The organism is Gracilimonas mengyeensis, assembly GCF_900182705.1.
GTDB lineage: Bacteria > Bacteroidota > Rhodothermia > Balneolales > Balneolaceae > Gracilimonas > Gracilimonas mengyeensis.
Genome location: NZ_FXTP01000010.1, coordinates 43,272 through 56,686, shown reverse-complemented (window position 1 = coordinate 56,686; position 13,415 = coordinate 43,272). Strand labels below are relative to the sequence as shown.

At 46.1% G+C, this 13,415-nt stretch carries 11 protein-coding genes; 5 read left to right on the top strand and 6 right to left on the bottom strand.

The genetic code is table 11. From position 1 onward, the window contains the following. Positions 1-187: 187 nt before the first annotated feature. Positions 188-1,618, top strand: coding sequence for an alpha/beta hydrolase (locus FN815_RS11920; protein ID WP_142454866.1), 1,431 nt, complete (start codon positions 188-190; stop codon positions 1,616-1,618). 66 nt (positions 1,619-1,684) lie between these two features. Here the strand turns inward: FN815_RS11920 and FN815_RS11915 are convergent, their stop codons facing one another. Together FN815_RS11915 and FN815_RS11910 are read right to left on the bottom strand one after the other, a co-directional pair. Continuing rightward, positions 1,685-2,497 carry a sulfite exporter TauE/SafE family protein gene (locus FN815_RS11915; RefSeq protein ID WP_142454865.1) on the bottom strand — a complete coding sequence of 271 codons (813 nt, stop codon included), beginning with the start codon at positions 2,495-2,497 and terminating at the stop codon, positions 1,685-1,687. Further along, complete coding sequence (locus tag FN815_RS11910) at positions 2,490-3,275, bottom strand: PhzF family phenazine biosynthesis protein (protein ID WP_142454864.1); 786 nt, start codon at positions 3,273-3,275, stop codon at positions 2,490-2,492. Before FN815_RS11910 ends, FN815_RS11915 begins: the two co-directional genes overlap by 8 nt. A 399-nt stretch (positions 3,276-3,674) precedes the next feature. On the opposite strand from FN815_RS11910, the gene FN815_RS11905 reads away from it, so the two are divergent. Beyond that, on the top strand, positions 3,675-5,666 hold the full coding sequence (locus tag FN815_RS11905) for a TonB-dependent receptor plug domain-containing protein (protein WP_185957280.1): 1,992 nt from the start codon (positions 3,675-3,677) through the stop codon (positions 5,664-5,666). A gap of 217 nt (positions 5,667-5,883) precedes the next feature. Continuing rightward, positions 5,884-8,298 carry an endonuclease MutS2 gene (locus tag FN815_RS11900; RefSeq protein ID WP_142454862.1) on the top strand — a complete coding sequence of 805 codons (2,415 nt, stop codon included), beginning with the start codon at positions 5,884-5,886 and terminating at the stop codon, positions 8,296-8,298. A 67-nt stretch (positions 8,299-8,365) separates the two neighbouring features. Here the strand turns inward: FN815_RS11900 and FN815_RS11895 are convergent, their stop codons facing one another. Further along, positions 8,366-8,818, bottom strand: a complete 453-nt coding sequence (locus FN815_RS11895; RefSeq protein ID WP_142454861.1) for a hypothetical protein — start codon at positions 8,816-8,818, stop codon at positions 8,366-8,368. 198 nt (positions 8,819-9,016) lie between these two features. On the opposite strand from FN815_RS11895, the gene FN815_RS11890 reads away from it, so the two are divergent. After that, on the top strand, positions 9,017-9,316 hold the full coding sequence (locus FN815_RS11890) for a hypothetical protein (RefSeq protein ID WP_142454860.1): 300 nt from the start codon (positions 9,017-9,019) through the stop codon (positions 9,314-9,316). A gap of 109 nt (positions 9,317-9,425) precedes the next feature. Next, positions 9,426-9,620, top strand: a complete 195-nt coding sequence (gene rpsU, locus FN815_RS11885; protein WP_142454859.1) for a 30S ribosomal protein S21 — start codon at positions 9,426-9,428, stop codon at positions 9,618-9,620. 36 nt (positions 9,621-9,656) lie between these two features. Here the strand turns inward: rpsU and radA are convergent, their stop codons facing one another. The 3 genes from radA to FN815_RS11870 all read right to left on the bottom strand — a co-directional run bounded on the left by radA (position 9,657) and on the right by FN815_RS11870 (position 13,308). After that, the gene (gene radA / locus FN815_RS11880) at positions 9,657-10,994 is read right to left on the bottom strand and encodes a DNA repair protein RadA (RefSeq protein WP_142454858.1); all 1,338 of its coding nucleotides are present in this window, start codon (positions 10,992-10,994) and stop codon (positions 9,657-9,659) included. Between the two features lie 109 nt (positions 10,995-11,103). Next, on the bottom strand, positions 11,104-12,147 hold the full coding sequence (locus tag FN815_RS11875; RefSeq protein ID WP_246075264.1) for a lysylphosphatidylglycerol synthase transmembrane domain-containing protein: 1,044 nt from the start codon (positions 12,145-12,147) through the stop codon (positions 11,104-11,106). A gap of 84 nt (positions 12,148-12,231) precedes the next feature. Beyond that, positions 12,232-13,308 (bottom strand): class I fructose-bisphosphate aldolase, encoded by a 1,077-nt coding sequence (locus FN815_RS11870; protein ID WP_142454857.1) that lies wholly within the window; start codon positions 13,306-13,308, stop codon positions 12,232-12,234. Positions 13,309-13,415: the final 107 nt, after the last annotated feature.

Below are 13,415 nucleotides of genomic sequence, written 5' to 3'. Positions count from 1 at the left end.
GCCTCCTGATCGGGGCTTCTTCTTTTTTTGATCGTGGGTTAAGTGGATTGGAGGATTTCACGGATGATTCATCGATCAATGATCCAAGCCAGTTAGGGTGTATTGCCGTCCTTACTGGTTTTTAATTGTTGGGCCTCCTATTCAGAATATTTTACTACCTTCAGCGATCCTTAATAAATCATTCCATATGAACAAGCTTATATCTTCTTTGGTCCTCTGCTTTTGCACGATGGCTCCCGGTATTTCCTTCTCTCAAACAGCCGATACTTTGTATGCTGAACTGGATCTTAGGAGACCTGTTGAGGCTGGATGGCTTGATACGGGTTCCGAGCTGGTAGGATTGAGAGGTGATCAGCCGCCTTTGAGCTGGGGCACCACCTTTGAGGCATCAGATATGGATGGCGACGGAATTTATACTGTTCAGGTTCCCTTTTCTTTTCAAACCGACAGCTTGTTGGTGGCCCTAAAGATCAAGGTGGATGGTACGAATAACCCGGAAGATGGCTGGCAAAACGGACGAAATCACACCGTTGTCTTATACAAGAATAAGCCCAATGAACTCTCCTTAAGCTGGCAAGATCAAGCTCCTGAACCTGTTTCTACCTTGACCGGGCAGGTAGAAATCTTCCGGGACTTTCCAAGCAAACATCTGAAGAATCGGGATCTCTATATTTACCTGCCTCCGGGATATCAGGATAGCAACCGACGTTACCCGGTACTGTATATGCATGACGGACAAAATGCTTTTGATGCCTCTGCAGCCGGTCAAGAGTGGCAGGTAGATGAAGCTGCTGAAACCCTGATCAATAATGGCCAGATTGAACCTGTTATCATCGTGGGCATTGCCAATACCACCGACCGTTTTGACGAATACACCCCTACTCGTCAGCATTGGAAACATGAATTGTCCAGAATTTCTGCTCCAGTTGAGGCTGGTAAACTTTCTGGTTACACCGGTACTTTTCTAACAGGTTCAGGGGATACCCTTCGTTTTTCCTCCCGCAATGATACTCTCATGACATGGATCCCTGGCGGAACAGAATGGCAGCATCTTATACACGAATCGGATTCGGTGTACTATCAACCGCAAGCAGGCATCACTTTCCGGTTCTCTGGAACTCCTGACTCACCAGTCCAAACTATTGTTGCAAAAAAACCTTCCATGGGGGTGAAGGGCAATGTGTACGGCGATTTCATCCTGCAGGAAGTGAAACCCTTTGTGGATCAGAACCTACGCACAAAGCCTGAAAAAGAGTTTACCGCATTAGGAGGTTCTTCCCTGGGCGGACTCATTACCCTGCATCTGGGACTGCAACATCCGGATGTATTCGGGCAACTTTTGGTGGTATCTCCTTCGGTATGGTGGGATAACCTGTGGATCCTGCGACAAGTGGAACAGCTTGATCAACCCACCGGACAAAAAATTTGGCTGGACATAGGCACCGCAGAGGGATGGCAAATGACTGAACATACCCGGGCTTTAAGGGATGCGCTACGGGATACCGGTTGGGATGATCAAAACCTGAACTATATGGAAGCCGAAAACGCCGCTCATAACGAAAGAGCCTGGGCCGAGCGATTTCCCAATATGTTGCGTTTTTTGTATGGAAAGAAATGAGACTTTTATCAGTAAGGCGCATTGCAACGCACCCTTACTGATGCCTAAGTATAGAATGAGCTAAGCTCATAGTATTGACCACAGCAATCGGGCTGCCATGGCGATAGCCATAATAGCAAAGCCCCACTGCAGGTATTTTCTTTTGATCTTATGATTCAGGAAAGCCCCTCCAAAACCTCCAATCAAACCACCTAAGGACAGCGGAAGAGCGGCTCCGAAATCTACAAAGCCAATGCTGTACCCGGTTAATCCTGACACGGCACCAGGTTCGATAGCCAGTTGTACCCAGCCAGAGGTAACCATAATAATCATAGCAAGGTGTGAGACACTAACGGCCTTCCGGAAAGGCTGCTTGTAAAAAAGATTCATGATTGGAACCATAACTCCCCCTCCACCCACACCGGCAAGGGCAGCCACAAATCCACCAATACCGCCCGTTACAAAAGATTGTTTGAGTTTCATGGGCTGAAACTTGCGGTCGTATTCATCACTTTTATCCTTACCACGGCCAAACATCATGTACGCTGCATATAACAGAATGGCAGAAAAGAATATTACAAATTCCTTCCGGCTGTAATAAGAGGAAGTCACAACGAGTTTGCCCACAGATATCCCGATAGCCCCCATGAGGCCTAGTATTAATCCCTCCTTCCAGAATACATTCTTTTGAACATACTGCCGTACCAAACTCCCTGATGCTGCCACAAAAGTGCAAAACAAACCCGAAGCAATGGTCCAAATCACCGGATTTTCTACCCCTGCCCCTTCAAACAGAAAAAACAGTACAGGAGTAAAAATGATACCTCCACCAATGCCTAATAACCCAGCTAAAACCCCGGCAAACAGACCGAGTAACAGCAATAAAAATAGCTCAAGCAATCGTAATCTCCCCTTTCAGATACGTAACAGCCTGTCCCAATATCTCAACACGATCACCTTTCATTCTGCAAGTAAGTTCACCGGAGCGAGGTGAAATTTGCCGGGCTGTTAATACCTCTTTACTCAGTTTCTTACTCCAATAAGGGGTAGTTTTGGTATGAGCTGAACCCGTTACAGGATCTTCATCGATTCCAGACTGAGGGGCAAAAAAACGGGAGACAAAATCTACTGCATCGCCGGGAGCTGTTACAATGATTCCCCGCGCTTCTACTTCGTTCAGCATTCTAAAATCGGGGCTTAAACCAGCCACAGCCACTTCTGATTCCAACACCACCATGTAGTCATCGGTTCTATACACCTCGGGCACCGGCTCGATCCCTAATGCCTTAAAAAGTACGGATGGAGGTTTAACCTGGGGCATATCATCAGCGGGAAAATCCATCATCAGTAAATTGCCTTCGCGTTGTACTGTCAGTAATCCGCTTTTGGTTTTGAAGACGATTTCTTCCTGATCATAGCCTAGTTCTTCAAAGAGGATATGAGCGGTAGCAAGGGTGGCATGTCCGCATAAATCCACTTCAGTTACGGGCGTGAACCATCGCAAACGATAGCTCTCCCCCTCCTTCACAAAAAAGGCGGTTTCAGAGAGGTTGTTTTCGGCAGCAATGTGCTGCATTGCTTCGTCTGAAAGCCATTCTTCCAGCGGCACTACGGCTGCAGGATTCCCTTTAAATAATTGGTTCGTAAATGCGTCGGCTTGATAGATGGGTAATTTCATAATAGAAGATATCAATTTTCGGGGATTGAATTGAGTTGTTCTGTGGTTAAACTAAAGTAAAAGCCCGGGAGAAGGGCCAAGTTAGAACAATCAAAGCTTTGGTGCCAACACCTCTCCCGGCTAAAGCCGTACTCTACTCAAGGAGAGTCTTCTCAGCGACAGTGTTAATGACAAGAAACTATACTAAGCTACTTTATTGAATTAAAGCGCAGAGAAGTCCTCCCTTGGGGGAGGTGCCCGGTTTTTGATTTTTCAAAAACCGGCGGAGGGTGTTCGTCCCAAGACCTCCCTATCTTTCTAAACCAAACAAGCTTCCAAACATTTCCCTCAAAATAGATTCGATTCGCCTTCATGCTTCCCTTATCTTTCCACGGAAATGATTTGAACCAACCAATATTTATGAAATATCTATTACCGCTATTCATCATTTTTTCTACGCTTAGCTGGAATCACGCCCAGGCACAACTTAAAGCAGAATTGGATTCCATCGCCGTCACCGCTTCCCGCATAACCACTGCTATTTCTGAAAGCGGGAAAAATGTTTCCGTCATCACCGTAGATGATATCCGGGAAATGCCGGTACAATCGGTCGATGATTTACTTCGCAGTTTACCAGGTATTAACATCAATGCGCGGCAAGGTTTTGGCATGCAGGCTGATGTAGGCGTTCGGGGCAGTACTTTTTCTCAGGTTCTGTTTTTATTGGATAATGTTCCCCTTAATGACCCGCTGACAGCGCACTTTAACACGAATATTCCGGTTGCTCTTTCCGAAATTGCGCAGATTGAGCTGATTCGCGGCCCGGCCAGCACTTCCTTTGGAGCGGATGCCGTAGGTGGCGTGGTGCACATCAAAACTAAAAGTTACATGCGCCGTGAGATTGAGGGACCGGAAAAACTGCAAGCCCGTACTGAAGTAGATGCTTCGGTTGGCCAGCACAGCCTGCAAATTTTTGATGCTACTGCCGGTGTGTCTAAAAAGAACTGGCGGTTCAGCACTTCTGTTCGCACCGCTCAATCGGATGGAGAGGAACTTACAAATCCTGCTTTTAGTGAAGGGGTTTCAGAGAATCCAGACTACAATAACTACTTTGATATGATGAATGCATCGGCTGCTTTTTCAGTACGATGGAATGATAACTGGTCGTGGTACGTACGCTCAGGCATTGAGAGCCGTGATTTTAGTGCACGCTATTTTTATACACGCAGTATTTATGATGCATCCACTGAGGAAATCAACAGCAAATGGGCTTTGTCTGCTCTAACTTTTGAAGAAGGACGTCATCGCTCCGAGTTTAACGTTTCGTACCGGGATGTTGAAGACATTTTTGATTTTAACCCAGCGATTTCACCCGCTAACATCCATCAAACGGGACAGTTTTTTGTGAATGGCTCTCATCAATACAACGTGAATACCGAGTCTCTCGGCTCCCTGTCTCAGTTACGCTTTATGGTGGGCGCCCAGATGCTCAACAAATCGATTGAAAGTACCGACCGTGGAAATCATGACAACCTTTCCGGCGGCCTGTATGCTATCAACACCATGAAGTATAACTTTGGTTTGAGTGTGACTACCAGCCTGCGCTTTCAGTTTAATCCGGTTTCTGATTTGTCGGTATTGCCACAGATCAGTGCTTCTTTTGATGCCGGTCAGGTTATTCTAAGAGGGTCTGCCGGACGGGCCATCCGCGAAGGCGACTTCACCGAGCGCTATATCTCACACCAGCTCCCTAATTTAACGCCCGGACGTAATATCGGTAACCCTGATTTGGTGCCAGAGAAGTCCACAACCATTGATTTTGGATTTGATTGGGCTGCCTCGGATAACCTGAGACTATCACCCACTGTATTTTACAGAAGCTCCGAGAACCTGATTGATTACGTACCAACCAATTCCAACAACATTGATAATGCCGACAATCTCCAGGAAAATGAGGAGTACTTTTATGCTTCCAATATCTCGGAAACGGATGTAATCGGGGTGGAGTTTGCTTCTATACACCGGGCACGCATCAGCAGCCGCAGCAGCCTTAAAACCGAAGCCGGCTATACCTATATCAAAACCACCAGCGATGAGAACACCGTTTCACGGTATATCGCCAATCATCCTTCGCATCAGGCAAGTTTGGATTTATCTCTCAAAGCTGGACGCGTATCCCTGCAATCTCAGTCTACGTTCAACGTACGGTCTGAACAGGCGGCAGCATTGATCAATGCCGAAGTGCCTGATCAGTATTTCCTTACCAACCTGCGCATTGGCTACAAACCTTTTGGTTCAAAACTGCAGTTGTATTTTCAGGCATTAAACGTGACCGATACCCAGTACCAGGAGATTCTCGGCGCCCCCATGCCCGGCCGCTGGATGCTTGGCGGGGTTAAATACACCCTCTAAGCTCCTAAAAGCTTATTATGATTTTGCATAAATATGTTTATATGTAAAACCGTTTACTCATATTATTAATTTCTCGTTCAACCTCGTCCCCAAGCTCCTGCTTGGGAACGAGTACTTACTCACCCAATCACCATATTACTATATCACTCTCCCCCTTTATCCCCCTCTTTTTTACCGTTATCTTTGGGCGTTAGCACAATCACCCCAAAATTTTTGAATGAAACGTTACCCCGATTCTCTTTTAGATAAATTAGGCTTTGAACACATCCGCGAAGCGGCCCTTGAACTCACACAATCCGTGCGTTCTGAGGAAGTACTCGAAGCCCTGCAGCCCTCTTCTAACCCCAAACGTGTACAGCTACTTACCGAGCAAACCAAGGAAATGCTCGACATTCTGGCCGATGCCGATCCTTTTCCACTAACTGAATTCCCGGAAGTGAGGGATTACCTGTCTGCCTCACAAGCAGAAGGCAGCCTGATTCCACTCCCGGCTTTTGTAGACATTTTAAAAATTTGTGCTATTGCACGGAATGTGAAAAAGTACTTCAAGGCCAGGGCGGAAATTTATCCGCAACTCACGAGAGTTTCTGAAGGCCTGATCCCCATGAAAGAGCTGGAAAGCCATATCAAAGGGAAAGTTACCGAACACGGGGAATTGCGGGACGATGCCAGCACCGAACTCCAATCCATCCGCCGAAAACTAAATAAACGCAAAAGCGACCTGCGGACGACCATCAACCGGGCCATGAGCAAGGCATCCAAGGATGGCATGGCCTCCGATGAAGGAGCCACTATCCGCAACGGTCGCATGGTGATTCCAATCCAGGCTGAATTTAAGCGAAAATTTCAGGGCTTTGTGCATGATGTCTCGGCCAGTGGACAGACGGTTTATATTGAACCGGTGGAAGCGTTGAACATGAATAACGAAATCCGCCAGTTTGAAGCGGAAGAGCAGCGAGAAATTGAACGCATTCTTAGAGAACTCACCAAGCACATCCGCCAAAATGCTGAGTATATCGAACAAAATCTGGAGTGTTTGGCTGAAATTGATGTGATTGCCGCCAAAGGCAAACTCACCCGAAAGCTGGACGGGCTGATTCCCATCATCTCTGAGAAAAATTACCTGAGCATAAAAGAGGCGTATAATCCCATCCTCAGGCTGAAAAACCTCAATATTCGCAAAGAGGAAAACAGAGAGAAGATTGTACCACTGTTCCTGAAAATGGAAGAAGACGAGCGCTGCCTGATGATTACCGGTCCCAATGCCGGCGGTAAGTCGGTGGCCATGAAAACGGTAGGACTGTTGGCCCTGATGATGCAATCCGGCTTTGGAGTGCCTGCGGATCCTACCTCAGAAATCCCCATCTTTTCAGGAATCTTCGTGGATTTAGGTGATGATCAATCCATTGAGAATGATTTGAGTACCTTCTCCTCCCGCTTGCAGTGGATGCGGGAAACCATCAACCGTTTTGAAGCAGGCAGCCTGGTTCTCATTGATGAAGCCGCAGCAGGAACCGATCCGGAAGAAGGCGGCGCGCTCTTTCAGTCGTTCATCGAGCGCATGTTGGAAGATGATTGTAAGGTGATTGTCACTACCCACCACGGTTCGTTAAAGGTTTTTGCTCATGAGCATGAGATGGCGGTCAATGGCTCCATGGAATTTGATCAGGCCACGCTATCTCCCACCTATAAATTTAAAAAGGGCATCCCGGGCAGCAGTTATGCCTTTGAGATTGCTCAGCGAATGGAGCTCAATGAAGAAGTACTGAAACGGGCCCGCGTACTTTTGGGTGAAGCCAAAAACAAAATGGAATCGCTGATTACCGAGCTGGAAACCAAGTCTCAGCAGGCGGCCGAATTGAAAGAGAAATACACCAAGCTGCAGGAAAAGGCCGAATCCGAGCGCAAGAAGTTTGAGAATAAGATTCAGGCTATTGAAAAGGATAAGGAGAAAATCCGGGAGAAAGCACTGAAGGAAGCGAAGTCCATCATGGATTCGGCCAATCAACGGGTGGAACAAGCTGTACAACGGATAGTAGAGCAGAACAAAGCGGATAAAGATGAAATCAAGGAAATCCGCAAGGAAGTGGATGAGGAGAAAAAGGAAATTGACCGCTCTCTGCAGGAGATTGAGGAAAAGAAAGAAGAACGGGAGCAGGTTAGCGACGATCCCCCCAAAGAAGGCGATCAGGTGCGTTTTAAAGACGGAAATACCACAGGCGAACTGGTGGAGGTGAATGGCAAAAATGCCGTAGTACAAGCTGGCGGTTTGCGATTGAAGACCAAATACAAGAACCTTGTAAAAGTCGATCAACCCAAGAAAAAGAAGAAAAAGGCGAAGGCGCGCTCTTCTCTGATTGTTGGGGATAGCAATTTAACCAGTGGTCTGGTGAAGCCTTCCCTGGAAGTTCGAGGCTTGCGAACCGACGATGCCATTCATGAAGTGACCCAATACCTGGACCGGGCCGTCTTTCGAAATATGAACCAGGTGGAAATCATCCACGGCAAAGGCGATGGCATTTTACGATCCCAGATTCAGAAATACCTCGAGAAACGCGATGATGTGAAGCACTATGAAACGGCCCCTATTGAACGCGGAGGGGCAGGTTGTACGATTGTGGAGCTTAAGTGATCACAGATTTGAAGGATTTTGGGATTGCACTGATTTGTCAGTGAGTACTAGTTAATCCTCTCACTTATCAACTACTCTGAAACATCCCGCTTAGGTTCAGGCTTTTCATTTTTCCTTTTTGGGATGAGAGAGAAACATAGGTGACCGCCAGGGTTTCTTTGCCAAAGCCCAGCACCGTACTTACCATACCAAATGCCTGTGGATAATACTTCGGTTCTACTTTTTCGGTGATCTTGGTCCAAATTGCTTCCTCCAGAACATTGAAGGCTACATGTACTTCTTCCAGATCAAAATGCTGCCGATAGCGCTCTTCTCCTATTTTTTTGGAGTACTCCATCATGGGGATGAGGTTTTTGGTATGAATACAAGACTCGGCTAAATCAAACAGCCGGCTAAGCCGCTCTTTATTTTCTTCCGGATCGCTTTCCCGATAATGTTTCAGCGGGCATCGGGCTAAAGATTCAGAAGCCCAATCTATAATCTCTTGCCGGTCTGAACGCAGCAAATTGTTCAAATTCATGTTCAGCTCCATTTAATTATTTGATAGAGAATCTCTTAAATGAGTCCTATTTATGTGAACATCTAATGAAGCGGCCTTTTTAGGCATTTCTCAGGCCCTTCTTCACACAATCAACACCAACTTTTCGCATGATAAAGCGTAGTGGCTTTAATGGGTATCCCCACATAATGACGTCAACTTTAAATAAACCCTGAACTCATGAAACGCTCATACTCTCCCCTGCTCCGAAATTCGATCATTCTGCTATTCATTGTTATACTGTTTTCATCCTGCGCTAATGTAGTCCCAGTGGAAGAATGCCTTACCGGGCAAACCTACGGCTTTTGGTATGGATTGCTGCACGGTTTCATAGCTCCCTTCAGCTTCATCGTCAGCCTGTTTCAAGATGACGTTGCCGTTTATGCCATCAACAACAGCGGCCACTGGTACGACTTTGGCTTCCTCTTAGGCGCCATGATCATTTTTGGCGGTGGCGGAAAAGGCACAAAGGGCAAATAATAGCAGCAAACAATTTGCGAATCACCCTATTTCCAATTCTCACTTCAAGTGTGTATATTTAGGGCTCCCAATAATGGGAATAAAATTAAAAGAAAGGATGTGATACTTCATGTTAGGAGTAGAAGTAAAAGACAACGAAAGTGTTGACCGCGCGATTAATCGCTTTAAGAAACTGGTAACCCGATCACGTGTTCTCAACGAATACAAAGATCGTCAGCAGTACAAAAAGCCATCTTTTGAACGTCGCGAAGCTTTGAAAAAAGCCAAACGTGAGCAGCGTCGCCGACAGCGCGATAACTTCTAAACTACGAAGTCACTATTTTTGCAAGCCCTCAGGCCTTTAGCCGAGGGCTTTTTTTATGGCCTCATGTAAATACCGAATTCCCTTTTTTTGTTTGGATCCGGGTAACACAATCTGTTCATAACCCAATTTCCGCGCTTCCCGCTCACGCTGTTCAAGATGAGGTACCGAACGGATTTCTCCCCCCAGCCCCACTTCTCCGATAAAAGCCATTTTTGAAGATACGGCATCATCCATCAGGCTGGAAACTAGTGCACAGCACACGCCGAGATCTCCTGCAGGATCATTCAACCTAAAACCACCGGCGATATTCAGATACACATCGTGATTGGAAAAATTTCGCCCCACTCGCTTCTCTAGCACAGCCAGAAGCAGCGCCAGGCGATTGCGGTCAAATCCATTCGCCGTTCGTTGGGGAGAGCCGTAGGCCGAAGGGGTCACCAAGGCTTGTACTTCAATCAGCAAAGGACGTGTACCTTCCATCGTACAAACCACGGCATTGCCGCTTACTCCGGAGGTTTTGTCGGAGATAAATAGCTCGGATGGATTGGATACTTCGCTGAGGCCATCCGATTTCATCTCAAAAACACCAACTTCCTGGGCAGCTCCAAAGCGATTCTTCAGGCTTCGCAGTAATCGATAGGTATATTGCTTATCGCCCTCAAACTGAAGCACGGTGTCCACCATATGCTCCAGCACCCGAGGACCTGCAATGTCACCTTCTTTGGTCACATGCCCAATCACCAGCGTGGTGATATTCTTCTTTTTGGAAAGCTGCTGAAACAAAGCCGCACACTCCTTCACCTGCTGGATACTGCCCGGCATGCTCGACAATTCGGTTCGGTATACCGTTTGTATGGAATCCACTATCAGCAGGTCGGGCTGCATTTTTTGGGCTTCCGCGATGATGGTATCTACCTGCGTTTCGTTGTACACCAGCAGTTTATCGGAATCAACGCCCAAACGGGAAGCTCGCTGCTTTATCTGCCCGGCGGATTCTTCTCCGGCACAATACAAAATGGATAATTCGGGATTGGATTTAGCTATTTGCAAAGTAAGTGTACTCTTCCCCACGCCCGGTTCACCGCCAATTAGCACATAGGAGCCTGGTAAAAAACCGCCGCCTAATACGCGGTCCAGTTCAGAAATATTGCTCTTGAATCGTGTCTTCTCAGAGGTTTCAACATCATCCAGTTTTTGGGGTGATGTTGAAGTATCTAATCCTTCCACCTTGGCTTTATGACTGGAGGATGATTTTTTGGAGATCGTTTGCTCTTCAAAGGTATTCCATTTGCCACATTGAGGGCAGCTACCATTCCATTTTGGGGAGACATATCCGCAATTAGAACAAACGTACTGAGTTTTGGTTTTTGCCATAGATATTTAATCGATGTTCAATTAGCAGGCAAAGACCTGTAAGGTTTTTAGTAAATAATCCGGTTGATAAGACTGTACTTTACAAAACCTGACAGATCTGTGATCAAAATTAATCCTGTGCCTGTATTTCTACTACCTTTTGGTTTACATACCAGGTAGTGGCCATCATGCCTAAGCCAATACTAATGTAGTAGCTGATGATGCGCCAAACAAATACGGCCAGTCCAATAAATCCTTCTCGTGTAATCAAAGGACCCTGGAATAGTACAAACAAACCTTCCACCCCTCCACTTCCGCCAGGAGTAGGAACCACCAGAAAAGCCAGGTTCATCGCTAAACTACGCAGCACGGATAAAATCTCAGGAGCGGGGAGTAAACTTAACACCACAATGGTAGGTAAAGCAATACGGCATAACCAGGACATCGTGGAAAGGAAAAAGGCCTTCAATAAAAAACTGAGGGGTTTTCTTCGGAGCTGTTCAGCATATTGCTCCAGGTTCTCAGCCTCTACTTCAATCTTGTCACTCATACGGCGCAGCAGGGGCAACTTGAAAACTACTTTCACAATTTTTTTGATGGCCGCCGGATTTACCAACACGCCATACGCCAGCACGCTGGCATAACTTAACAAACCCACATACAACAGCCCCATCGACACATCGCCGACAAGGCCAATCTCAGCAGGTACTACTTCATAAAAAATCCCTGCAAATAATAGAATAGGAATGGCCATAGCGAACCACAATTGATCCAGCAAAACTCCGTATAAAATTATGGCGCCGGCATCCCCCAGCTTCAATCCTTCTTTGGTCATGGCATAAGTGGCCATGGGGGCGCCGCCAATGGTAGAGGGTGTGACAGCAGAGGTAAAATCCCAGGCTAAAACCACCCGTGTAGAGGCCATCCAATCCAGTTTCTTTTCAGATAAAAACCGAATTTTTGCGGCCAAAAACCATACTCGTAATAATGATACAACCAACGCGATCCCCAAGCCTGGCAACCGTTTTGGTTTTAGGTGATGCAGTACCCCCGGCGTGTACGTATAGTAAATAACCCCGGCCATAGTTAAAATACTAAGGGCGATGGAAATGAAGAGATACTTCTTGGAAAAAAAAGTTTGTGGCCGTCCGGTATTTTGGGGTTCAGAACTCAATAAATAGTGTTTCTAAGAAAAATGGAGTTATATAAAAAAAAGCCTTACAGGGAAATCCTGTAAGGCTTTTACTAATTAGGTGTATTAAGCCAACGTGATTTCGTCGTTAAGGTATACATCCTGAATCATATTCAGAAGTTTAACGCCTTCACCAATTGGACGCTGGAATGCTTTACGGCCACTAATCAGGCCCATTCCACCGGCACGTTTGTTGATAATGGCAGTTTTAACGGCATCGGCAAAATCATTATCACCGGATGCTCCACCAGAGTTAATCAAACCGGCACGTCCCATAAAGGTATTAGCTACCTGGTAACGGGTCAGATCGATTGGGTGGTCGCTGGTAAGCTCAGAGTAAATACGCTCGTCCAGTTTACCATAGCTGGAATCGCCGGCGTTCAATGCTTTGTAGCCACCGTTGTTGGTTGGCTGCTTTTGCTTGATAATATCAGCGCCAAGAGTAGTACCAATGTGGTTGGCTTGACCGGTAAGGTCAGCTGAAGAGTGGTAATCAACGCCATCTACTTTAAAAGCACTGTTTCGGGTGTAGCACCACAAAATAGTAGCCATGCCTAATTCATGTGCATATTCAAAGGCTTTGGCCACTTCAACAATCTGGCGATTGGATTCATCAGAACCAAAATAGATAGTAGCACCTACCGCAGCAGCTCCCATATCATAAGCCTGGTCAATAGTACCAAACATGATTTGGTCAAACGTATTTGGATAGGTCAATAACTCGTTGTGATTGATTTTTACCACAAATGGAATCTTGTGGGCATACTTACGAGAAACTGAAGCTAAGGCTCCAAAAGTAGATGCCACTGCATTACAACCAGCTTCGATGGCCAGCTTAACAATATTTTCTGGATCAAAGTAATCCGGGTTTTTAGCAAATGAAGCGCCTGCAGAGTGCTCAATGCCTTGATCCACAGGAAGAATAGACAAATATCCAGTTCCACCCAGTCGGCCATTGTTGAGCAAACGCTGCAAATTTTGAAGCACGCGGTTGTTTCGGTCAGAGTGGTACCAAACGTCATCTACATAATTGGCGGAAGGTTGTATCAGCCGGTCTTTGCTAATGGTTTTACATTCATGATCTAAAAGATCCGATGCTTCGTCTCCCAAAAGTTCTTCTATGCTACTAATTCCAAGTGCCATAATATTTTTCCTATTTAAAATTCAATTTTATGAGTGAGTAAGTAGGTTTAAAATATACGTCTAAAAGAGGGAAATGGCTAAAAGGAAGTCAAGGAAATTGCTAACTT

Excerpts from the sequence above, each read along its gene's own strand:
- FN815_RS11905 (WP_185957280.1), top strand. The coding sequence starts at position 3,675 with ATGAAATATCTATTACCGCTATTCATCATTTTTTCTACGCTTAGCTGG.
- FN815_RS11895 (WP_142454861.1), bottom strand. The coding sequence starts at position 8,818 with ATGAATTTGAACAATTTGCTGCGTTCAGACCGGCAAGAGATTATAGAT.
- FN815_RS11910 (WP_142454864.1), bottom strand. The coding sequence starts at position 3,275 with ATGAAATTACCCATCTATCAAGCCGACGCATTTACGAACCAATTATTT.
- FN815_RS11890 (WP_142454860.1), top strand. The coding sequence starts at position 9,017 with ATGAAACGCTCATACTCTCCCCTGCTCCGAAATTCGATCATTCTGCTA.
- FN815_RS11920 (WP_142454866.1), top strand. The coding sequence starts at position 188 with ATGAACAAGCTTATATCTTCTTTGGTCCTCTGCTTTTGCACGATGGCT.
- FN815_RS11900 (WP_142454862.1), top strand. The coding sequence starts at position 5,884 with ATGAAACGTTACCCCGATTCTCTTTTAGATAAATTAGGCTTTGAACAC.
- rpsU (WP_142454859.1), top strand. The coding sequence starts at position 9,426 with ATGTTAGGAGTAGAAGTAAAAGACAACGAAAGTGTTGACCGCGCGATT.
- radA (WP_142454858.1), bottom strand. The coding sequence starts at position 10,994 with ATGGCAAAAACCAAAACTCAGTACGTTTGTTCTAATTGCGGATATGTC.
- FN815_RS11870 (WP_142454857.1), bottom strand. The coding sequence starts at position 13,308 with ATGGCACTTGGAATTAGTAGCATAGAAGAACTTTTGGGAGACGAAGCA.